Origin of the sequence: Nonomuraea roseoviolacea subsp. carminata (assembly GCF_024172185.1) — a bacterium.
In the GTDB taxonomy this organism is placed as follows: domain Bacteria; phylum Actinomycetota; class Actinomycetes; order Streptosporangiales; family Streptosporangiaceae; genus Nonomuraea; species Nonomuraea roseoviolacea.
Genome location: NZ_JAMZEC010000001.1, coordinates 2,664,147 through 2,683,289 on the forward strand (window position 1 = coordinate 2,664,147; position 19,143 = coordinate 2,683,289).

Annotated in this window: 18 protein-coding genes; 10 read left to right on the plus strand and 8 right to left on the minus strand. The window is 70.9% G+C overall.

What is annotated here, in order from left to right; genetic code table 11:
• Positions 1–8: 8 nt before the first annotated feature.
• From HD595_RS12090 to HD595_RS12105, 4 genes are read right to left on the minus strand one after another with little or no spacing between them, the layout of a single operon-like run.
• Entirely contained in the window at positions 9–848 is an 840-nt protein-coding gene (locus tag HD595_RS12090; protein WP_253768520.1) for a potassium-transporting ATPase subunit C, read from the minus strand.
• On the minus strand, positions 849–2,951 hold the full coding sequence (gene kdpB, locus HD595_RS12095; protein WP_253768522.1) for a potassium-transporting ATPase subunit KdpB: 2,103 nt from the start codon (positions 2,949–2,951) through the stop codon (positions 849–851).
• Positions 2,951–4,597, minus strand: coding sequence for a potassium-transporting ATPase subunit KdpA (kdpA, locus tag HD595_RS12100; RefSeq protein WP_253768524.1), 1,647 nt, complete (start codon positions 4,595–4,597; stop codon positions 2,951–2,953). The genes kdpB and kdpA overlap by 1 nt, the downstream gene beginning before the upstream one ends.
• Positions 4,598–4,687: a potassium-transporting ATPase subunit F gene (locus HD595_RS12105; protein WP_253768526.1), complete on the minus strand. Its 90-nt coding sequence runs from the start codon at positions 4,685–4,687 to the stop codon at positions 4,598–4,600.
• 310 nt (positions 4,688–4,997) lie between these two features.
• Here HD595_RS12105 and HD595_RS12110 point away from each other — a divergent pair, with 310 nt between their 5' ends.
• The 3 genes from HD595_RS12110 (at position 4,998) to HD595_RS12120 (ending at position 7,536) form a co-directional block, all read left to right on the plus strand.
• Positions 4,998–6,290: a hypothetical protein gene (locus HD595_RS12110; RefSeq protein ID WP_253768528.1), complete on the plus strand. Its 1,293-nt coding sequence runs from the start codon at positions 4,998–5,000 to the stop codon at positions 6,288–6,290.
• 135 nt (positions 6,291–6,425) lie between these two features.
• Complete coding sequence (locus HD595_RS12115; protein WP_253768530.1) at positions 6,426–6,977, plus strand: hypothetical protein; 552 nt, start codon at positions 6,426–6,428, stop codon at positions 6,975–6,977.
• A 4-nt stretch (positions 6,978–6,981) separates the two neighbouring features.
• Positions 6,982–7,536: a YceI family protein gene (locus HD595_RS12120; protein WP_253768531.1), complete on the plus strand. Its 555-nt coding sequence runs from the start codon at positions 6,982–6,984 to the stop codon at positions 7,534–7,536.
• 40 nt (positions 7,537–7,576) lie between these two features.
• Here the strand turns inward: HD595_RS12120 and HD595_RS12125 are convergent, their stop codons facing one another.
• Positions 7,577–8,539: a DUF1838 family protein gene (locus HD595_RS12125; RefSeq protein ID WP_253768533.1), complete on the minus strand. Its 963-nt coding sequence runs from the start codon at positions 8,537–8,539 to the stop codon at positions 7,577–7,579.
• Positions 8,540–8,710: 171 nt separating this feature from the next.
• Here HD595_RS12125 and HD595_RS12130 point away from each other — a divergent pair, with 171 nt between their 5' ends.
• Positions 8,711–9,181: an SRPBCC family protein gene (locus HD595_RS12130; RefSeq protein ID WP_253768535.1), complete on the plus strand. Its 471-nt coding sequence runs from the start codon at positions 8,711–8,713 to the stop codon at positions 9,179–9,181.
• A 73-nt stretch (positions 9,182–9,254) separates the two neighbouring features.
• Here HD595_RS12130 and HD595_RS12135 read toward each other — a convergent pair whose 3' ends face one another.
• On the minus strand, positions 9,255–9,530 hold the full coding sequence (locus tag HD595_RS12135; protein ID WP_253768537.1) for an FIG domain-containing protein: 276 nt from the start codon (positions 9,528–9,530) through the stop codon (positions 9,255–9,257).
• Positions 9,531–9,626: 96 nt separating this feature from the next.
• Here HD595_RS12135 and HD595_RS12140 point away from each other — a divergent pair, with 96 nt between their 5' ends.
• The 3 genes from HD595_RS12140 to HD595_RS12150 all read left to right on the plus strand — a co-directional run bounded on the left by HD595_RS12140 (position 9,627) and on the right by HD595_RS12150 (position 11,531).
• Positions 9,627–10,523, plus strand: coding sequence for an alpha/beta fold hydrolase (locus HD595_RS12140; RefSeq protein WP_253768539.1), 897 nt, complete (start codon positions 9,627–9,629; stop codon positions 10,521–10,523).
• 46 nt (positions 10,524–10,569) lie between these two features.
• Positions 10,570–10,986 carry an HIT family protein gene (locus HD595_RS12145; RefSeq protein WP_253768541.1) on the plus strand — a complete coding sequence of 139 codons (417 nt, stop codon included), beginning with the start codon at positions 10,570–10,572 and terminating at the stop codon, positions 10,984–10,986.
• Positions 10,987–11,102: 116 nt separating this feature from the next.
• On the plus strand, positions 11,103–11,531 hold the full coding sequence (locus HD595_RS12150; protein WP_253768542.1) for a DUF6463 family protein: 429 nt from the start codon (positions 11,103–11,105) through the stop codon (positions 11,529–11,531).
• 3 nt (positions 11,532–11,534) lie between these two features.
• Here HD595_RS12150 and HD595_RS12155 read toward each other — a convergent pair whose 3' ends face one another.
• Positions 11,535–11,957 carry a hypothetical protein gene (locus HD595_RS12155; RefSeq protein ID WP_253768544.1) on the minus strand — a complete coding sequence of 141 codons (423 nt, stop codon included), beginning with the start codon at positions 11,955–11,957 and terminating at the stop codon, positions 11,535–11,537.
• 10 nt (positions 11,958–11,967) lie between these two features.
• On the opposite strand from HD595_RS12155, the gene HD595_RS12160 reads away from it, so the two are divergent.
• A complete protein-coding gene (locus HD595_RS12160) occupies positions 11,968–15,465 on the plus strand; it encodes a protein kinase domain-containing protein (protein ID WP_253768546.1) in 3,498 nt (1,165 codons plus the stop codon).
• Between the two features lie 77 nt (positions 15,466–15,542).
• Positions 15,543–16,499: a hypothetical protein gene (locus tag HD595_RS12165; RefSeq protein WP_253768548.1), complete on the plus strand. Its 957-nt coding sequence runs from the start codon at positions 15,543–15,545 to the stop codon at positions 16,497–16,499.
• Positions 16,500–16,632: 133 nt separating this feature from the next.
• Here HD595_RS12165 and HD595_RS12170 read toward each other — a convergent pair whose 3' ends face one another.
• The gene (locus HD595_RS12170) at positions 16,633–16,830 is read right to left on the minus strand and encodes a DUF2283 domain-containing protein (protein WP_253768550.1); all 198 of its coding nucleotides are present in this window, start codon (positions 16,828–16,830) and stop codon (positions 16,633–16,635) included.
• 809 nt (positions 16,831–17,639) lie between these two features.
• Here HD595_RS12170 and HD595_RS12175 point away from each other — a divergent pair.
• A complete protein-coding gene (locus HD595_RS12175) occupies positions 17,640–18,929 on the plus strand; it encodes an NAD(P)/FAD-dependent oxidoreductase (RefSeq protein ID WP_253768552.1) in 1,290 nt (429 codons plus the stop codon).
• The last annotated feature ends 214 nt before the right edge of the window (positions 18,930–19,143 follow it).

A 19,143-nucleotide genomic window follows, 5' to 3' on the forward strand; every position in this document is an offset into this window, starting at 1 on the left:
TCTCGTGGTCACGGCCGGTCGAGGGCCAGGTTGAGTTCGAGCACGTTCACCGCGGGCTCGCCCATGAAGCCGAGCGCCCTGCCGGTGGTGTGCTCCCTGATGAGGGCCCGGACCCGGTCCACGCCCACTCCTCTCTCCCTGGCCACCCGCGGCGCCTGGAGCTCGGCGTAGGCGAGCGAGATGTGCGGGTCGAGCCCGGAGCCGCTCGCGGTCACGGCGTCGGCGGGCACCGCGACGGCCGCCTCCGCCACGCCGCCCCGGACGGGGACGGTGCGGCCGGCCGCGTAGTCCTCGCCCGGCCGCGCGCACTCGACCTTGACGCCACGGTACTCGGCGGCGAACGGCGTCGCGGGGCACGCCTGGTTGACCGACACGGCCCGCACCGGCTTCCCGACGGCCGGGAAGACCTTCAGCACGGCACCGGCCCCGTCCGGCGTGCAGTACGGCCGGGCGCCGCTGACGCCTTCCCGCTCGCCGATCGCCTTGGAGCGGGCGCAGACCTGGGTGAGCAGCGACGCGCGGTCCGGCGTGTCCACGACGTCCTCCGGGCCGAGGTTGCTCGCCGCGGTGGAGAGCATGTCGTAGCCGTCGCCGGCGGCCGACGGCCGCGACTGGAAGTACCTCGCGACGGGCTTCCCGGCGGCGTCGGTGAAGCTCTGGCCGACGAGCGCGCTGCCGACGGTCCTGCCGTCCCGCTCGATCATGGAGCCGTTGGCCTGGCGGCCGAACAGGAGCTGGGCCACTCCGGTCACCGCGAGCGGGTAGAGCGCGCCGGTGACCAGCGTCAGCACGACGAGCGCGCGGACGGCGGCGAGGTGCTGGCGGATCCAGCTTGGCATGCGGTCCATTTACGACATCCCCGGAAGGAACTGGATGAGCAGGTCGATGAGCTTGATGCCGGCGAAGGGGGCCACGATCCCGCCGAGCCCGTAGACGTACAGGTTGCGGGAGAGCAGCTTGGAGGCGCCGGCGGGCCGGTAGCGGACGCCGCGCAGCGCGAGCGGGATCAACGCGATGATCACCAGGGCGTTGAAGATCACCGCGGCCAGGATCGCCGACTGGGGGCTGGCCAGGCGCATGACGTTGAGCGCGTCCAGGCCCGGGTAGACCGCGGCGAACATGGCCGGGATGATGGCGAAGTACTTCGCGACGTCGTTGGCGATCGAGAACGTGGTCAGCGCGCCGCGCGTGATGAGGAGCTGCTTGCCGATCTCCACGATCTCGATGAGCTTGGTGGGGTTGGAGTCGAGGTCCACCATGTTGCCGGCCTCCTTGGCGGCGGAGGTGCCGGTGTTCATGGCCACGCCGACGTCGGCCTGGGCGAGGGCCGGGGCGTCGTTGGTGCCGTCGCCGGTCATGGCGACCAGCCGGCCGCCCTCCTGCTCCTTGCGGATCAGGGAGAGCTTGTCCTCGGGCGTGGCCTCGGCGAGGAAGTCGTCCACGCCGGCCTCCTCCGCGATGGCTTTGGCCGTCAGCGGGTTGTCGCCGGTGATCATGACGGTGCGGATGCCCATGCGGCGCATCTCGTCGAAGCGCTCGCGCATGCCCTGCTTCACGACGTCCTTCAGGTGGATGACGCCGAGCACCCGGCCCTTCTCGGCCACGACCAGCGGGGTGCCGCCGCTGGCGGAGATGCCGTCGACCAGGTGGCCGACCTCGTCGGTCGGGTGGCCGCCGTGGTCGCGCACCCATTTCATGACCGCCGTGGCGGCGCCCTTGCGGATCTCGCGGCCGTCCAGGTTCACCCCCGACATGCGGGTCTGCGCGGTGAACGGCACCCACTCGGCGTGCGCCAGCTCGCCCGGCTCGCGCTCCCGCAGGCCGTACACCTGCTTGGCGTGGACCACGATGGAGCGGCCCTCGGGCGTCTCGTCGGCCAGGCTGGACAGCTGCGCCGCCCTGGCGAGCTCCTCCGCGGTGACGCCGCGGATCGGCACGAACTCGCCGGCCTGCCGGTTGCCCAGCGTGATCGTGCCGGTCTTGTCCAGCAGCAGCGTCGAGACGTCGCCCGCCGCCTCCACGGCGCGGCCGGACATCGCGAGGACGTTGCGCTGGACGAGACGGTCCATGCCGGCGATGCCGATGGCCGACAGCAGCGCGCCGATCGTGGTCGGGATCAGGCAGACCAGCAGCGACACCAGTACGACGCCGCTCACCCCGTCGCGGCTCAGGGCGAGCGAGCCGGGCACGCCCGGGTTGACGGACATGGAGTAGATCGCCAGCGGCTGCATGGTGGCGGTGGCGACCAGGAAGATGATCGTCAGCGCGGCGAGCAGGATGTTGAGCGCGATCTCGTTGGGCGTCTTCTGCCGGTTCGCGCCCTCGACCAGGGCGATCATCCGGTCCACGAAGCTCTCGCCGGGCCGCTGCGTGATCTCGACCACGATCCGGTCCGACAGCACCTTCGTGCCGCCCGTCACCGCGGAGCGGTCGCCGCCGGACTCGCGGATCACCGGGGCCGACTCGCCGGTGATGGCCGACTCGTCCACGGACGCGATGCCCTCGACCACGTCGCCGTCACCGGGGATGATCTCGCCGGCCTCCACGACGACGAAGTCGCCCTGCCTGAGCTCGGGCGCGCCGACCACGTCCCACTCCGCCGAGGTCCGGCCGCGCAGGCGGCGGGCGGTGGTGTCGCGCTTGGCCGCGCGCAGCGTGGCGGCCTGCGCCTTGCCGCGCCCCTCGGCGACGGCCTCGGCCAGGTTGGCGAAGACGACCGTCAGCCAGAGCCACCCGGCGATCGCCCAGCCGAAGAACGAGGTCTCGGTGGTGGCGGCCAGGATCGTGGTGGCCAGCGCGCCGATCTCGACGATCAGCATGACCGGGTTGCGCCACAGCGTGACCGGGTTGAGCTTGCGCAGCGCCTCGGGCAGCGACGTGAGGAGCTGCCGGGGGTCGAGCAGGCCGCCGCCGACCCGCTTGGCGGTGCCTTCGAGCACGTGCGTGGACATCAGGACAGTCCTTCTGCGATCGGACCGAGCGCGAGCGCGGGGAGGAAGGTGAGGGCGACCAGGATGATCGTGACGCCGACCACCATGCCGACGAACTGCGGGCGGTGGGTCGGGAGCGTGCCGGCCGACTCGGGCACGGGGATCCGCCGGGCCAGCGAGCCGGCCAGGGCCAGCACGAAGACGATCGGCAGGAAGCGGCCGAACGCCATGCACAGGCCGAGGGCCACGTCGTACCAGGGCGTGTTGACCGTGACGCCGCCGAAGGCGGAGCCGTTGTTGTTGGAGGCGCTGGTGAAGGCGTAGAGGATCTCCGAGAGCCCGTGCGGGCCGGTGTTCAGCATCGCCGCGAGCCCCGCCTTGTTGGCCATCGCGACGGCCGTGCCGGTCAGCACCAGCACCGGCGTGACGAGGAAGTACAGCGAGGCCAGCTTGATCTCGCGGGCGCCGATCTTCTTGCCGAGGTACTCGGGGGTGCGCCCGACCATGAGCCCGGCCACGAAGACCGTGATCAGGGCCAGGATGAGCATGCCGTACAGTCCGGAGCCCACGCCGCCGGGTGCGACCTCGCCCAGCATCATGTTGAACAGCGTCATCATGCCGCCGAACGGGGTGTAGGAGTCGTGGAACGAGTCGACCGCCCCGGTGGAGGTGAGGGTCGTGGCCGCCGCGAAGGTCGCGGAGTCGGCCACGCCGAAGCGGACGTCCTTGCCCTCCATCGCCGCGCCGACGGCCTGCGGGACCGTGGCGGCGCCGTGCAGCTCGAACACCGTGGTCAGCGTCACCGAGGCCAGCGCGATGACGCCCATGACGGCGGCGATGGCGTAGCCCTGGCGGACCTGGCCGACCATCCGGCCGAAGGTGCGCGGCAGGCTGAACGGGATCACCAGGATGAGGAGGATCTCGAACCAGTTGGTCCAGCTCGTCGCGTTCTCGAAGGGGTGGGCGGAGTTGGTGTTGTAGAAGCCGCCGCCGTTCGTGCCGAGCTCCTTGATGACCTCCTGGCTGGCCACCGGGCCGCCGGTCAGGTGCTGCGTGCCGCCCGTGAGCGTGGTGATCGTGTGCGGCCCGGCGAAGTTCTGCACCACGCCGCCCACGACCAGGACGATCGCGCCGGCGAACGCGAGGGGCAGCAGGACGCGCAGGGTCCCGCGGACCAGGTCGACCCAGAAGTTGCCGATGGTGTCGGCGCCGTCGCGGGCGAGCCCGCGGACGAGGGCTACGGCGACCGCCATGCCGACCGCCGCGGAGACGAAGTTCTGCACCGCCAGCCCGGCCATCTGCACCAGGTGCCCCATCGTGGACTCACCGGAGTACGCCTGCCAGTTGGTGTTGGTCACGAAGCTGACGGCGGTGTTCCAGGCGACGTGGTCGGGCACGGGGGCGAGGCCCAGCGACAGGAACAGCTTGTCCTGCAGGCGCTGGAAGGCGTACAGGAAGAGGATCGAGACCGCCGAGAAGGCGAGCAGGCTGCGCGCGTAGACGGGCCAGCGCTGCTCGGACTCGGGCCGCACGCCCACCAGGCGGTAGACGACGCGCTCGGCCCGGCTGTGCCGGACGCCGGTGTAGACGCGGTACATGTGGTCGCCCAGCGGCTTGTGGACCAGCACCAGCGCGACGACGAGCGCGACGACGAACAGTGCGGCCATCTAGAAGCGCTCCGGGTGAAGGAGGGCGGCGACCATGAAGACCACCAGCACGACGGCGCCGACCAGACCTATGGCGTTGACGGCACTCACAGCCGTTCCACCGCCTTCACCACGAGCCCGAAGACCACGAAGACCGCGATCGTCAGGGCGACGAAGATGACGTCAGCCATCCCCACTCCTCGGATACGTTTCCTGCGTTGCGGGCCCCCGGACGGGCGGCCTCACATGACAGCAAATCGCCGGATTTTGGGGTTTTGGCGCTTCTTGACGGGATTCATACGCCTCCCGCCGGAATATTGACGGCCTTTCTACGCCACGTGCGATCCGCGCCGGCCGGTTGACGGCCACCGCCCCCTGGGTCAAGATCACCTCAACCGAGACGCGCCCGCGGAGGACCCGCATGGCCAAGCACTGGACGGCGACCGCCCTGACGTGGTTCGCGCGGACGGCCGCCGCCGCGGTGCTGGCGTCGGCCGCACTGACGCCCGCCCACGCGCAGGTCCACGCCGCGCCGCTCAAGGCGTTGAGCCTCACGGGGCTCGACCTGACCACCGGGTCCGACCCCCACACGACGCCGCCGCCGGCCGAGTACGAGCAGGTGGGGATCGGCGGGGCGCTGACCGGGACCGACCGCGTCGCTCTGCCGGGGAGCGAGGACCCCGGCTGCGCGGCCCGGGCGTCCCATCTTCCGCTGCTGCGGGTCCGTACGTGGTTCTGCTGGAACCCCGGCGCCCAGGGCGACAAGCGGGACCTCCCCCACTCCCCCTGGGTCCCGCAGGGGCTGGCCACCTCGGGCGAGGCGCAGCTCGGCGGCCTCCCGGTCGGCGGCGACCACAGGGCGCTCATCGCGAGCTGGACCTGGCTGAACTCGCCCGACCCCGACGCGCCCGACTACCGCACCAACTCCGTCGTCCTGTCGGTCGTGGACCTCGACGAGCGCCGCTACCGCGACGTCCTGCCCGTGTGGGTGGACGGGCAGGGCAGGCTGCGCCGCGTGTACGGGCACGGGGGCGGCCTGGCGTGGTACGGCCCCTACCTGTTCATGACCTCCAGCTCCAACTGGAACGGCTACGCGGGGCCCGACTCCACACGGCCCACCATCCGGGTGTTCGACACCCGCAGGATCTACCACAAGAGGGACGGAGGCGGCGGCGACTACAGGTACGTCATCCCGGAGGTGCGGCACTACGTCACGCCGATCCTGTTCGACTACGTCTCCCTGGACCGCCGCAGCTCCGGTGGCGCCACCCTGGTCGCGGGCACGTACAAGCGCTCCGGCGGCACCTCCGCCTCCCTGGCCGGCACCAAGCTGGTCCGCTACCGCTTCCAGCCGCCCCCGGACGGCGACTACCGGCTCGCCACCGCGCCCGTCCAGGCGTGGGTGTCCACCGTTCCGGCCGACCCGGCCGACGCCATCAGCGACGTGCAGGGCGTCCAGGCCGACGGCGACCGGCTGTATCTCGACATGTCGGCCGGCTCCCACCCCGGCCCGGACCCCGGCCGGCGCTTCGCCACCGTGGACGTCGACGGCGCCGCCTCCACCTGGACGATCAACGCCCACACGCGCTGGGCCCACCGGCCGGAGGACCTGTCGCTCTGGTACGCCACCGGCGAGCTGTGGGGGCTCACCGAGGGCGAGGAGGAGCGGGTCGTGTTCTCCGTCGGCGTCGCCGACATCCCGGCTCCCGCGTGAGGCGGCCTCCGACAGGGTCGATCCACCGCCAAGAAGCGCCCAACGTCGAGGACGACGCGTGCGGCGCTCCGCGCCGTCGGGTATCCCGCTGCACGAGAAGGGCATGACCCGAAAGATCATCGAAAGCGAGCGCACATGGCCGACAACCCGCTGATCGTCGTTCCGGCCCCCACCGAGACACCGGGAGGCGCCGGCATCACCTGGTGCACGCTCTCCCCCAACGGGTCCGCGCTCGCGCTCGCCGCCTACGAGGCGAGCGGTGTGCAGGACTCCTCAGCCGACGTGCAGGCCGACCCCACGACCATCCAGCTCGCCATCTCCGGCTCCCAGCAGACCACTCTCAAGGTCACCATCGACGGCCAGAGCGCGGACGACCTCTTCCTGCAGATCTTCGAGAACGGCGAGGACCGCGGCAACGTCAATGCCAGCGGCTGCTGGAACCCGTGCGGCTACAGCTCCCTCGCCCAGTCCTGGAGCCCGTTGAGCGACCCGCTCTTCAGCGCGGCGTACGCGGTCAGGAGCCAGTCGTCGAACGGCTGGGGCGGAGCGGCCTGCGACGCGTTCGCCGCCGGAATCGTCCTGGGCCTGGTCGCGGCGAGCTCCAAGGAGGGCTGGCAGGTGTACGACGCCTACGAGCGGATCAGGTCCATCGCCTGGACGTTCGTCACCATCGGATGCGGCTCCTAGTCGGATGGGCATCACCGCCGGCAGCTACCCGCTGGGACCCGAGTCCGGCCGGCTCCTGGTCACGACGACGCGCGCCGGGTTCGGCGCCAAGGCCGGCCATGATCTGACCATCGAGGTCACCCGCTGGCGCGGCGAGGCCACCATCGACCCCGCGGACCCGGCCGGCTCCTCGGTGACCGTGGAGGTCGACGCGGGGTCGTTCGAGGTCCGCGAGGGGACCGGCGGCGTCAAGCCGCTCACGGCCTCCGACCGCGCGGAGATCGAGAAGAACATCCGGGAGAAGGTCCTGTACAGCGCGCGCCACCCGGTGATCACGTTCCGGTCGTCGCGGGTCGAGGGGACGGCGGAGTCGTTCCGTGTCGAGGGCGACCTCACGATGGCCGGCGCCACCCGGCCCGTCGTGGTCGAGGGCTCCGTGGCCGGGGGCCGGGTGACGGGCTCGGCGGTCGTCGTGCAGTCGCGCTGGGGGATCCGGCCGTACTCGGCGTTCCTCGGCGCGCTCAAGGTGGGGGACGAGGTCGGAGTACGGTTCGACGTCGGGCTCGTACCGGCGCCATAAGTCGCTCCCGCCTTGGGGAGCGGCTGGGATCAGGGCGCGGTCAGGCCTTGCCGTTGGCGGCGCACCAGGAGGCCCAGGTGGTGGCCCCCTTGCCGAGCTGCTTGTTGTAGAAGGACGTCCAGGAGTTCTCGCTCGGGCCGGGCGCGGTGGGGGCGGCCTTGTAGAGCGGGTAGGCGGCCTCGACCTCCGCGCGCAGCCACGGCTCGATCTCGCCGTAGGAATCCAGCGACCAGCTCCGCGCGTGGTAGGTGAGCTGCCCGCGGACGTCGGTCTCCGGCAGGCACATGAACGGCGCCCACGGGCTCGTCCGCGCCCAACTGATCTTGGTCTTCATGGCCCCCTTGGGGACGCTGCCCGCGACCGTGCGGGCGGCGACCTCGCGCTCGTCGACGTAGAAGTCGAACATCTCCTGGGCCGCGTAGACGCCGTTCACCAGGCCGAACGAGTCGCCGAGCGCGGTCTTGAGGTCCGTGCGCACCGGGATGTCGCTGGTCCACTCGGTCTCGTCGTGCATCTGCCGCAGGGGCGGGCCGACGTAGGAGGAGGTGACGTTGAACGGGCCGAAGTTCACCGCGTCGTTGTTGATCGGGACGACGGGGTACGTCTTGGAGTCGATCGGGTTCTTCCACTCCCGCAGGACCTTCGTCGGGTCGGCGGGGTCGGTGTAGAAGACGATCTCACGGGAGAGCTGGTAGAGCTGCGTGGTGCCGGGCACCCGGTACAGCCGCCGGATGTTGTAGCCCTCGATGTTGAACAGTTTCTGGCCGTGACGCAGGCTCGGGTCGTACGCGTTGCCCTCGATGTTGGCGTAGACGGAGCCCGAGATCCGGAACACCATGTCCCGCCCGTCCGGCCGCCCGTTGGTCTGCAGGGACAGCAGGGCGCTCTTGTCCGTGACCGTCTTGTACACCGGACCCGGGGCTGTCGGATCATCCAACTCGTCGCCCGCCGCCGCTCCGGGGACGGCGACGCCCACCGCCAGCGCGGTGAGGGCTGCGGACAAGATCAAACCACGACGCTTGAACAAGGGTGCTCCATGCGCTGCAGAGGGTGACAGAACCAGCGCGATCATGTCAGTTGTCGCGTCTTAGCCTCAACTATCACGTTCGTGATCTTTCGGAGCTTCCCGGCGGCGGCGCGACCTTGCCACAATTCCGCGACAGAACGCGCAGACATGGGAAGCACGGGAGGCCGGGTGTCGCACAGCGTGCTGACCCACGAGTTCCGCATCGACGCCGCGCCGGAGGAGGTGTTCGTGCATCTCACGACTCCGGAGAGCTACGTCGGCCTGTCGCCGCTCGTGGTGGCCGTCCGCGACGTGGACCGCTCGCGGCCCGGGGTGATCCGGTACACGGCCGTCGAGCGGTTCCGGCTCCTCCCGTTCCTGACGTACGACTTCCTCACGTACGACAACCCGATCGACGTGGCGCTCCACACCGACGGGCTGTCCGTGTACGGCGAGGTGCGAAGCCCCGGACGTGTGCGCATGGCCTACCGCTTCGACCTCGCGCCGGACGGCGGCGGCACGCGGGTGCGCGACCGGCTCGACCTGACGGCTCCGTGGCTGGTGGCCGGGTTCGCGGCGGGCCAGGCGCGCAAGGTCCAGCTCGCCCGCGCCCGGATCCTCGCGGAACGACTGTCCTAGCGGGGAACGCGGGGGGCTGTGATCACCCCAGGAACACGTGGGTCGCGATCACCCCAGGACCGCGGGGCCGTGATCACCCCAGGAGCAGCGACCGCGCCGTCGCCGGCGCCTCCCCCAGCGCCCGCGACAGGCGGGGGTCCTCGGCGGCGGCCTCCTCGCCGACGACCGGGGCGTCCAGCACCTCGCGCAGCCGCCGGCTGATCAGTTCCTCTGCCTCACGGTCGGCCACGGTGACCACCTCGCCGGGCGACTTCTCGGCCACCTCCCCGTCGGCCAGCGCCCGGAAGCGGGGCAGGATCGCGACGCGTGCGGCGTCCATGACGATCTCGGTCACCTGATCGACATCCATGATCACAACCCTACGCGCCATGTGACGAGACGAACCGGTTCGTCTCGTGTTATGGTCGTTCCGCACTCGAACCCCTGAGGCCCTGAGGAGTGACCCATGACCCGAGTGACAGACCCAAAGCTTCCCCGCCACGAGACCTTCGTCGACGTCACCGACGGCTACCGGCTGTGGGTGCAGACGACCGGCGACCCGGAGCGGCCCGCGCTGCTGCTCGTGATGGGCGCCAACGCGAGCGGGCTGAGCTGGCCCGACGAGCTCGTCGAGCTGCTGTCCCGCGACCACTTCGTCGTCCGCTACGACCACCGTGACACCGGACGCTCCACCCACGCCTTCGCCGAGCGTCCCTATCCGATCCGCGCGCTCGCGGACGACGCGATCGCGATCCTCGACGCGCTGCGCATCCCCCGCGCCCACGTGGTCGGCATGTCGATGGGCGGCACCCTGGTCCAGTTGCTCCTCCTCGACCACCCGGACCGGCTGCTGAGCGCCACGATCCTCGGCTCCGCCCTGATCGGCGGCGCGGCCCCCGACCCCGACATCAAGGACGAGGACCTGCCCGGGCCCGACCCCCGGCTGCTCGCGCTGTGGGCCGAGCTCGGCCAGGAGCGCGACGCGGAGGCGGAGCTGCGGTGGCGCGTCGCCCACTGGCGGGTGCTCAACGGCGACGTCCTGCCCTTCGACCCCGAGGAGTTCGCCGATCTCGAACGCCGGATCGCCGCCCACAGCGGCACCTGGCACAGCCCGGCCGCCCACGCCCTGGCCGACCAGTCGGGCATGGAGCGCGGGGCCGAGCTCGCGAAGGTCTCAGTGCCGACCCTGGTGATCGACGCGCCTGAGGACCCCATCACCCCGCCGCCGCACGCCGCCCGGCTGGCGCGCGCCATCCCCACCGCCACGCTGGTCACGGTGCCCGGTCTCGGCCACGCGCTGCCCCGCGCCGTCGTACCGTCACTGGCGACGACGATCACGGACCACACCGGCCGCCGGTCGTGAGAAATACGGGTGCGGCAGACCTGCCGCGACCTGGATCATGCCCCGTATGGCAGTCTGCGTCTTCTGCGAGATCATCGCTGGGCGGGCCGAGGCCAGCATCGTCCAGGACGATGAGAGGGTGGTGGCCATCCTCGACCACAGGCCCGCCACGGTCGGCCATGTCCTGGTGATCCCACGCGCGCACATGGCCGGGCTCGCGGACGCCGACGACGCGATCGGCGCGGCGATCTGGCGGGCGGCACGACGCGTGTCGGCCGGGCTGCGCGCGTCCGGACTCCGCTGTGACGGGGTGAGGCTGTCACTGGCCGACGGGGAGGCCGCCGGGCAGGACGTCTTCCACCTTCACCTGCACGTGGTGCCGCGCTATCCCGGGGATGGCGTCGTGGTCACCGCTGACTGGAAGACACGCTCGCGCGAGCTCCTCGACCAGGACGCGGCCCTGATCCGGGGGGCGCTCAGGTGATCGCGCGCCCATGAACCGCGTCGCGGGTCAGCACCCGCACGGCTCCCCGGGACGAGGGAGCGACATCCCTCCCGCAGGGGAGCCCGCCGCGCCGCGACCCGGAGAAGCTGGCACCCATGAGCACCACACCCGCGGTCACCCCACCCGCATCGCCCGCTCCCCCGAGCCGGCTCACCATCTGGGCCGGCCGAGCCATGGTCCTGATCGCCGTGGCGCACACCGTCCTGTTCGCCACCCTCGCCCCCTGGTCGAGCTGGCTCGCCGGTGACCTCCGCAACGATCCTCCGGACAGCGACTCGGTGGCGACGTTCTGGGCGCTGCCGGGCGGATTCGTCGTGGTGCTGGCGCTGCTCGGGCTGCTGGCCGCGCGGGCCGGGCGGCAGGGACAGCTCCTTCCCGGGTACGTCGGCTGGGCGCTTCTGGGCTGGGGAGCGCTTGCCGTCAGCCTGATCGGGCCGAGCGGCTTCCTTTCCATAGCCGTCCCCGCCGGACTGCTCATCGCGGCGGACGTCGTCGCCCGACGACGGCTCCGCGGCGCGCCCTGACGGTCACCTGGAGATCGGCACGGGAGACCAACCGGCTGCAACGCTCGACGATCTCACCGGACACGACGACACGCGGTATCCGCCCTTGTTGTCCAGCACCATGGCGGCGACCAGACCCACGACGGGTGCTCCACCTCCAAGCCCGAGCGCCGCACAGATCAGCACCTGCGCCAGTTCTCCGTCCCTCGCCGGCGCCCCCGCGAGGGCCATTCCGTTGTAGAGGGCCAGGTATCCCAGGATCAGCGTGCCGAAGAACCAGACGAGGCCGAGCAGAGTCAGTGCCGTGCTGCCTCGCGAACCACTGCGTCCCGGCCCCATGAGCGAAAGTGTTCGCAGCGGATGGTCCCGGAAGCAGTACGGCCGGCTCACGATTGCACACCGGCCGTCTTCCGGGAAGCCGGCAAACTTCGGGCGAAGAATCTTCATCTAACGCGCCGTGGACGCACTGCGCGCGGGGGATCCGCAGCACATCGGGGATTACTGGCTGGCCGGACGGCTCGGTTCGGGCGGCCAGGGAGTCGTGTACGAGGCCTACGACCCCGAGGGGCACAGGGTCGCCATCAAGGTGTTGCACGCGTCGGACGACGGCGGCAGCCGTGACCGCTTCGCCAAGGAGGCGACCGCGGCCGGCCGGGTGGCCTCGTTCTGCACGGCCCGGGTGCTCGCCGCCGACCTGGAGGGGAGCAGGCCGTACATCGTCTCGGAGTACGTGGCGGGGCCGAGCCTGCGCAAGGCCGTGAACGAGGGCCGCAGGTTCGCCGAGGACGACCTCCACCGGCTGGCGACGGCGATCGCCACCGCGTTGACCGCGGTCCACGACGCGGGCGTCATCCACCGCGACCTGAAACCGGACAACGTGCTGCTCGGCCCGGACGGCCCGCGCGTGATCGACTTCGGCATCGCCCGTACCCTCGACATGTCGCTCACGAGGACGGGCGAGGTCTCGGGCACGCCCAGCTACATGGCGCCCGAGGTGTTCATGGGGCAGCGCGCCGGGGCGCCCGCCGACGTGTTCGCGTGGGGTGCCGTCATCGTGTTCGCCGCCACGGGGCAGGATCCGTTCACGGCGGACACCCTGGGCGGCGTGATGCACCAGGTGCTGTCCTCCACACCGGACCTGGGGGCGTTGCCGCAGCGGCTGGCCCGGTTGGTGGGGGCCGCGATGGCGAAGGATCCCGCCGCCAGGCCCGCGGCACGGGACCTGCTGCTCGCGCTGGTCAACGGCAACGCCACCGACACCAGGGGACTGCTGGCCGCGGGCAGCCGCTCGGCGCAGGGCGTGCACGGGCCCGAGCAGAGTGATCCGGCGCTGGGCACGATCGCGGAGGACGCCTACGCGGCGCTCGCGCCCGAGGAGCGCGACCTGGCCGCCGAGGTGTTCCTGCGGATGGTGACCGTGGACGAGGACGGCTACGAGAGCGGGCGGTGGGCCTCGCGCGAGGAGCTGTACGGCGGGCGCCCGGAGCGCGAGGCGGCGGCGATCGAGCGGATCCTGCGGGCGTTCTCGTACGTGGTGACCACGAAGGACACCTCGGTCGCCCTGTCCAGGCCCGCGCTGCTGAGGGCCTGGCCGCGGCTGCGCATGTGGGTCGACGCCGACCGCGACGGCCTGGCCGCGCTGGGCCAGATCTCCGCGGCGGCCCGGCGCTGGTCCGACAACGGCAGGCGGGACGGCGACCTGCTCCAGGGCAGCCGCCTGGAGCAGGCGCTCAGCTGGGCGGCGACCGGCCGGCGTCACGTGACGCTCACCCCCGCCGAGCGGGACTTCCTGCGGGCGGGCACCGAGCTGACCAGGAAGCGGGCCCGGCGCAGGACGCTGACCACGATCGCGCTGGCCGGGTTGCTGGTCGTGACCATGATCGCCGGCGGGCTGGCCGTCTATCAGCGGCAGCAGGCCGCCGGACAGCGTGACATCCTCACCGCCAAGCAGGTCGCGGCGGAGGCCGACCGGATGCGCACGACCGACCCGGTCAAGGCGATGCTGCTGAGCGTGGCCGCGTGGCGCGTCTCACCGCAGCCGGAGACCCGGTCCAGTCTCATGGCCTCACTGCAGCAGCAGGAGACGGCGGTGTTCCGCGATCCCCCGGTCAAGGGCATCGCCCACCGCGCGCTCAGTCCTGACGGGCGCACACTCGTCAGCGTCAGCGAGGCCGGGGTGAACGTCTACGACGTCCGTACCGGCGAACGCACCGGCGGGTGGGCCGGGCTGAGGCTGAAGGACGGGCCCCCCGAGGAGCCGGCGCTCAACAAGAGCGGCCGCCTGCTCGCCATGATCATGGGTTCGGAGCTCGGCGTCTGGGACCTCACCTCGGGCAAGCAGCTGGTACGGCGCTCCGTGGGGGAACGCGGCCAGTTCAGCGTGGCCTGGGGTGAGCACGAGTCGATCCTCACCGTGATGCGCCAAGGCGAGATCGTCTACCTGCTGGACGTGGCGACCGGCAAGCAGTTCGGCAAGACCCTGGCCCTCTACTCGGACGGCCTGATGCCGTGGCAGCCGCCGCTCGTCGATCCCACAGGCAAGCACCTGCTGCTGGCAGGTGGGCGCTTCGTCGAGCTGGCGCTACCGGGCTTCACCCCGGAGCGGCGCCTCGCGCCCTGCCGCACCCACCTGGACGCGGCGGCTTTCACTCCGGACGGCAAGACCATCGCCTGCGCGGCCGCCACGATCGCGCTCGTCGACGCGGCGACCGGCCGGGAGCGGAAACGGGGCGATGACGACTGGGCCTGCGACATCTGCACGAGGCCCGGGGTCGAGCTGCGCTTCAGCCAGGACGGCGGCTTCCTGGCCGCCTTCATCGAACGCGAGCTGCGCGTGTGGAGGGTCGCCGACCGCAAGCAGATCCTCACCTACCGGGCCGAGGACGAGCTGACCGACCTTCGGTTCGACGCCGACGGCAGGACCCTGCGCTACCTCTACGACAACAGGGTCATCAGTCTCGACCTGTCGCCGAGAGCCGCCGCCACCCATGTCCGGAAGGGGGTGGCGAAACTCGGTCCCGGAGGACGGTGGGCGGCGATGGAGGATCCCGACCAGAACCGCCTCGGACTCTGGGACCTGGCGAGCCGCAAGGAGGTGGCGACGTTCCCGCTCAGCGAGTTCGCGGCGTGGGGGTTCGACCGGACCGGCACCCGCATGCTCATCGCGGACCTCGCGAGTGTGCGGCTGATCGACCTCGACACGCGCGAGAAGCTCTGGCAGGTCTCCACGCCCCACACGAACACGAACAGCCCCGAGCGCGTCGACTTCAGCCAGGACGGCAGGACGATCGCGCTCACCCTCCGGCCGTCCTCCCAGGAGGGCAGCCTCCGGCTCCTCGTGCTGGACACCGCCGACGGGCGCGTCCTGCGCACGTTCGACTCGGAGATCGGCGGCGGGCCGTACACGCCGGACGGACGCCTCGCCTCGGCCTTCGGACGGTTCATCGACCTCACCACCGGCAAGCCGGACGGCGCGGCCTTCGACGTCGGACGCGGCGCCTCGGCGGTGGCCGTCAGCGACCAGGGACGGCTGGCGTTCAGCGCCGGTCCGGCCGGCCGCATAGCGATGTGGACGGTCCGGGGGCCCGAGCAGATCACGCCGGTTCTGCGCGGGACGACGGGCGAGATCACGGAGCTGGCCTTCTCCCCCAAGGGCGATCTGCTCGCCAGCGTGACCAGGGACGGCATCCTCCAGATCTGGGACGTCAACGCCATGCGGCGGCTGGGTGGCGCGTTCGACCTGCACGGCTCCCAGATCACCTCGCTCGCCTTCAGCCCGGACGGCTCCACCCTCTACGCCGCCGACTGGGGTTCCGTCCAGAGGATCCCGATCGGCGCCGAGTGGATCGTCCAGGACGTGTGCCGCCGTGCCGGGCACACGCTCTCCCCGGCGGACTGGGCCGCCTCCTTCAAGGAGGTGCCGTACCGCGACATCTGCCCGCGCAGACAGCCGTAGGAGAGAGCTGGTGATGAACGTGGATGCCGGAATCCGGCCGGCGCCCCGCGGAACAGCACCCTCGCTAGGATCCTTTCGTGATCTCCGAACTTGTCGACCGGATCATGGCCGGCGATGACGATGCGGTCGTCGAGCTGGAGGAGGAGGCCGACGACGATCCGGCCGTCCTGCGGCGGCTGCGCCCACATCTCGTGCGCCTGCTCGATGCCGAGGTCTACATCCCCCCGAAGCTGTTCAGCGACGCGGATGAGGCCTTCCAGCGGGAAGCCGTACTGCGGATCGAGTCGGGCGGCCGATCCGCTTGGGGCCTCGTGGCGACCCTCACGGCGGTCCGCGGTCCTGTCGTGGAGGCCGCATTCCATCGCTGGCTGGAACGGCCACCGTACGACATGGAGCCGGCCGACCTCGCCCGATCTCTGCGCCGGTACGGCTGGGACTTCGATGATCACGGACGTCGACGGGAGATCTGCGCGAACGTCGCGTACCGCCTGGAACCCGAGCCCCTGCCTGCCGGTGGCGCACCCGCTGAGCAGAGATGCCCGTGGTGCACCAGCCCGCTGTGGGTCGCACTCGACGGCGACCCGGCCGACCCGCGATTCGCCGCCGCCCTCGCCCACACCGGCTGGCGGGGACGCCTGCGGATACTCACCTGCTTCTTCTGCACCACCTATGCCACCATCTTCACGCAGGTGAGCCCGGACGGCGCCGCGACCTGGTCCGCCCACACCACTCAGCCCGCGCACCTGAAGAAGCGAAAGCCGCTACCTGAAGATCCCCCTGCGGTACGCCTCGCGCCGGGCGCGGAACGGCACGGCGAGTACGAAGGACACGACTGCGAAGGCGGCTCCACGCTCGGCGGACGACCCGGCTGGATCCAGGACCCCGATTTCCCCGATTGTCCCGCCTGCGGAAAGCTGATGAGCTACATCGGCGCCGTGGCCGGAGGCGACACCATCGGGCAGGAGCATGGCGTCCACTTCCTCTTCCTGCACGCGCCGTGCGGGCTCGCCGCCACGGTCAGCCAGTTCGACTGAACCCGAGGCACCCGTGCGCCGCTGCCGTACGCGCCATTCGGGGCCTGAGTCGTTACGCCCAAGGAACGCTGTGGCCACCGGTGGTCGTACATGACGTCATCGCCGTGTCTCCCCGTTCAGGAGTGCCTCTTTCCTACCGTTCGGGCCACTCAGCGAGGATCTCGATACCGATCACGCGGCCATCAGGATCAAGATCCAAGTTGACTGTCGCTCCATCCATCGTGACCGTCCTCGCGACTCCACCCTGAGCGATGGGACCTCGCAGGTAGACGTACGCGGCTCCCGCCTCAGGGTCGTAGGTCCATGTGCCGGGATGCTCTTCCAGAGTCATGAAGTCTCCTGTCAGCAAGGGGCAAGATCGAATTTTGTCCTGCAAGGTTCCCGAACGATCTTCATCGGCGTTCGCAGGCGTCCGCCACCTCGCCTGACGGCATCCTCGCCGTACGTCCCCCGTCCGCCCACCTGCGCCCCTGGCTACCACTCGCCGAGAGACTTCACGTCCCATGAGAGCCGGATCGTGGGCTTGGTCTGGAGCACAATCGGCTCCTTATGGTCCGCACGGAGTCTCCCGAGGCGCCGCAGCCGCTTGACGTACGTGATCTCCTCGCCGTCCGCGTAGAGGCTGATATACGCCTCACCCGCCGTGGGGTCGATGGAGAAGAGGACCGATATCGCGTCTCGGGCGAGTCGAAATGAGTGGAGGCCGACTGGCCAATGAACGTCCTCGTACTCGCCCTGCGGGTCGCTCCAAGAGCCAGATCAGTTCCGCCAGCTCGGGGATCTCCATGACGGGACCCTACTTGAGGACGCCCACGGACAGCAGTTGCCTGACACCACGCACGCACGCCTGCAGGTCGCCCCAACAGCGGCGCGCCTTGTTGTCCCAGATCCGCCAACCGCCGGGAACCCCTCCGGCGACGTGGCGTCTCCTGCCGACGAACCCTGGATCACCGATCGCCCCCAAGCACATACGACGCCCAGCCATGCACTGGCGATCGTAGGGCTGCTCCGGCCACCGTCCTCACCGCCGATCGCCGGGCCGTCCGCGCCTCGGCATGACATAGATCACGTGCACCGATGTCAGGTTCGGCCGCACTGTCTTGTCTTGGAGGTGAGTGATCGAACGAAGGGCAGGCGACCATGAAGAACATCCTCATCGTGGGCGGCGGTTATGTCGGCATGTACACCGCCTTGCGACTGCGGAAGCTGCTGCGCCAGGGCGAGGCCGCGGTCACCGTGGTCGATCCTCGCGGCTACATGACCTACCAGCCGTTCCTGGCCGAGGCGGCCGGAGGGACCGTCGAACCCCGCCACGTGGTGGCGCCGCTGCCTCGGATACTCAAGGGTGTGCGGGTGCTGACCGGGCGGATCACCGGAATCGAACACGCGGCCAGGCGGGCGGAGTTCACACCCGCGCAAGGACCGGTCAGGACCCTCCAGTACGACATCCTGGTGATGGCGGCCGGATCGATCACCAGGACTCTGCCCATCCCGGGGCTGGCGGAGAACGCGGTCGGTTTCAAGACCCTCGGCGAGGCGGTCCACCTGCGCAACCACGTGCTCACCCAGCTCACGGCCGCCTCGTCGACCGACGACCCGCAGGTCCGGCGCCGGGCACTGACCTTCGTGTTCGTCGGCGGCGGGTTCGCGGGCGTGGAGGCCCTGGCCGAGCTGCAGGGCCTGGCTGACGAGGCTGTCCGCTACCACCCGACCCTGGAACGCAAGGACATGCGCTGGATCCTGGTCGAGGCCACCGACAAGATCCTTCCCGAGCTCGACGACAGCCTCGGCAGGTGGACGGCGCGGGCGCTGGCCCGTCGCGGGGTCGAGGTGCGGCTGAACACCCGGCTGGCCTCGGCAGCCGACGGCCACGCCGTCCTGGACGACGGAACCGAGGTGGACACGGGCACCCTGGTGTGGGCCGCGGGCGGCAGGCCCAACCCGCTCGCCGCGACCAGCGATCTGCCGGTCGACGCCGCAGGCCGGATCATGGCCACCGCCGACCTCACCGTGGACGGCGTCCCCGACGCCTTCGCCGCGGGCGACTGCGCGGCCATCCCGGACCTCACCAGGCCCGGCCAGTTCTGCGGCCCGAACGCCCAGCACGCCGTACGACAGACCAAGACGCTGGCCCGCAACATCGTCGCCCACCTGCGAGGCCGCAACCTGCGGCCCTACCGCCACGCCTACCTCGGTTCGGTCGCCGGGCTGGGCCACCACCAAGGCGTCGCCCAGGTGTACGGCCTCAAGCTGACCGGCCTGCTGGGCTGGCTCGCCCACCGGGCTTACCACCTGGCGTGGGTGCCCACCGTCAACCACAAGGTCCGGGTACTGGCCGACTGGACGTTCTCGGGGCTTTTCCGCCGCGAAGCCGTACAGCTCGCAGGGTTGGAAAACCCCGGCGACGACTTCAGGCAGGCCGCGGCCTGAGGCCCGGCTCTCCCCGGTGCGGTCTGCGCCTCGGAGGGGGTCGGCCCTCCGCCTGGCCCCGGATCCGGGCGGGGACCGGCCACCGGGCCAAAGCCTCTGGCGGATTGTGAGCCTGGCTGTCGCCGGCTCGGGGAGCGCCACGGTGACCAGTATGCTCGGGGAGAGGGTATTCACGTGATACGGCGCGGCCCAGGACGTGCTCGTCCGACCCGGG

Bases quoted from the DNA above. Each gene is read 5' to 3' on its own strand.
- HD595_RS12090 (WP_253768520.1), bottom strand. From the start codon at position 848: ATGGACCGCATGCCAAGCTGGATCCGCCAGCACCTCGCCGCCGTCCGC.
- kdpB (WP_253768522.1), bottom strand. From the start codon at position 2,951: ATGTCCACGCACGTGCTCGAAGGCACCGCCAAGCGGGTCGGCGGCGGC.
- kdpA (WP_253768524.1), bottom strand. From the start codon at position 4,597: ATGGCCGCACTGTTCGTCGTCGCGCTCGTCGTCGCGCTGGTGCTGGTC.
- HD595_RS12110 (WP_253768528.1), top strand. From the start codon at position 4,998: ATGGCCAAGCACTGGACGGCGACCGCCCTGACGTGGTTCGCGCGGACG.
- HD595_RS12115 (WP_253768530.1), top strand. From the start codon at position 6,426: ATGGCCGACAACCCGCTGATCGTCGTTCCGGCCCCCACCGAGACACCG.
- HD595_RS12120 (WP_253768531.1), top strand. From the start codon at position 6,982: ATGGGCATCACCGCCGGCAGCTACCCGCTGGGACCCGAGTCCGGCCGG.
- HD595_RS12130 (WP_253768535.1), top strand. From the start codon at position 8,711: ATGGGAAGCACGGGAGGCCGGGTGTCGCACAGCGTGCTGACCCACGAG.
- HD595_RS12135 (WP_253768537.1), bottom strand. From the start codon at position 9,530: ATGGATGTCGATCAGGTGACCGAGATCGTCATGGACGCCGCACGCGTC.
- HD595_RS12140 (WP_253768539.1), top strand. From the start codon at position 9,627: ATGACCCGAGTGACAGACCCAAAGCTTCCCCGCCACGAGACCTTCGTC.
- HD595_RS12145 (WP_253768541.1), top strand. From the start codon at position 10,570: ATGGCAGTCTGCGTCTTCTGCGAGATCATCGCTGGGCGGGCCGAGGCC.
- HD595_RS12150 (WP_253768542.1), top strand. From the start codon at position 11,103: ATGAGCACCACACCCGCGGTCACCCCACCCGCATCGCCCGCTCCCCCG.
- HD595_RS12155 (WP_253768544.1), bottom strand. From the start codon at position 11,957: ATGAAGATTCTTCGCCCGAAGTTTGCCGGCTTCCCGGAAGACGGCCGG.
- HD595_RS12170 (WP_253768550.1), bottom strand. From the start codon at position 16,830: ATGACTCTGGAAGAGCATCCCGGCACATGGACCTACGACCCTGAGGCG.
- HD595_RS12175 (WP_253768552.1), top strand. From the start codon at position 17,640: ATGAAGAACATCCTCATCGTGGGCGGCGGTTATGTCGGCATGTACACC.